At 44.6% G+C, this 1,227-nt stretch carries 2 protein-coding genes and 1 pseudogene; all 3 read right to left on the bottom strand.

Annotated features, from left to right (window positions below; genetic code table 11):
• Positions 1-144: pseudogene (locus tag R7035_RS25525) on the bottom strand (fimbrial protein); the annotation flags it as partial.
• A complete protein-coding gene (locus R7035_RS25520; protein WP_005496571.1) occupies positions 134-727 on the bottom strand; it encodes a type 4a pilus biogenesis protein PilO in 594 nt (197 codons plus the stop codon). The gene R7035_RS25520 and the pseudogene R7035_RS25525, both read right to left, overlap by 11 nt.
• Positions 720-1,227 (bottom strand): PilN domain-containing protein (locus R7035_RS25515; protein WP_318146356.1); only part of this gene is annotated, 508 nt, incomplete at its 5' end. The genes R7035_RS25515 and R7035_RS25520, both read right to left, overlap by 8 nt.

The following is a 1,227-nucleotide window of genomic DNA, read 5'->3' as shown; positions in this document are numbered from 1 at the left end:
TTTGTCAGCAGGTTTGAGCGTCTCCACATCTCGCCGTGCCTGGCTCTCAACACCACGAATAAAATCCGTTAATGATTCATCATTCGCCTGGCACCCGACCAATAGAGCGCTTACCAACACCGTCAGCAAAGATTTATTTCCCATCTTTCTTTTCCTCAGGCTTGAACTGATAAGTGTTTGCTCTCACTCGGAAGTGCAAAGTTTCACTCTCTTGGCTGACACGCTGCCAAGTCACGTCTTTAAAGGTGATGATGCGTGGCAGTGTGGCAATGGCCTGTGAAAAACGACCGATATCGTGGAAATCACCTGTTAGCTCGATATTTAGTGGCAATCGATACAGGAAGTTTTCAGATTGCTTTTCTCCCCAATCGATTCGAGTAAACGTTAACTTGTTGTCGATACCGAGTTCGTTTACCGACGCCAACATTGTGGCCAACTCTTTTTGTGCCGGTAGTTGTTGCAACAGCAACTCATAACGCGTAGTGAGCTCGTCCAGTTGAGATTGCAATTGAGGCAATGCAGCCACCTTGTTGGCTTTTATGCGCAATGCCACTTTTAATGTTTGCTCCTCTTGAATCAAATTGTTCAAGCGAGCCTCTTCTGGCTTTAAGTAAAACCAATAACCAAACCCTTGGATAAGAAGAACAAGCAGGCAGATCACTACAAGCTGAGGCAGTAATGGCCATTCAGCAATCTCATCCATTTCTAGATCTTGCCAATTAACCATGTTGTTTTCCCTCTTTCTTCTCTTCTACCGTGTTGAACATGAAGGACACTTTAAAGGTCTGAAACTCTTTACCGAAACGGGCTTTTCCGTGCACGATAGAGTGCATTTCAACGTCCAGTAGCTTGGCAGAACGCTCCATGTTATCGAGCATGGTTGCTAGCCGAGGTGTACTGTCTGAAATACCTGAGATTTCAATTTCTAGATCGTTCATTTTGATCTTGTCGACATATACGCCTTCTGGAATAACAGCAGGCATGAGGTTCATAAAATCAGTGGTTTTATTCCGACCATTTTGCAACGCTTCCACAACTTTCAAGCGTTCCAAGATTTTGCTGTGTTCAAGCTCCGCGATCTTCATCGCTTCTATCCGCTTATCTAGATCGGAAATGTACGTTGTTAGATAATCGAGTCGCTCTTGTTGAAGATCTTGTTGATACTCATAATATTTGCCAACGCCCCACTGAATCCCCAACGCCACCATGACGCCCAATACCACTAAA

It is taken from the genome of Vibrio sp. 1731, from assembly GCF_033339955.1.
Lineage (GTDB): Bacteria > Pseudomonadota > Gammaproteobacteria > Enterobacterales > Vibrionaceae > Vibrio > Vibrio alginolyticus.
Note: the sequence above shows the minus strand (reverse complement) of the source record. Positions and strands in the feature narration are given on the sequence as shown.

Bases quoted from the DNA above. Each gene is read 5' to 3' on its own strand.
- R7035_RS25520 (WP_005496571.1), bottom strand. From the start codon at position 727: ATGGTTAATTGGCAAGATCTAGAAATGGATGAGATTGCTGAATGGCCA.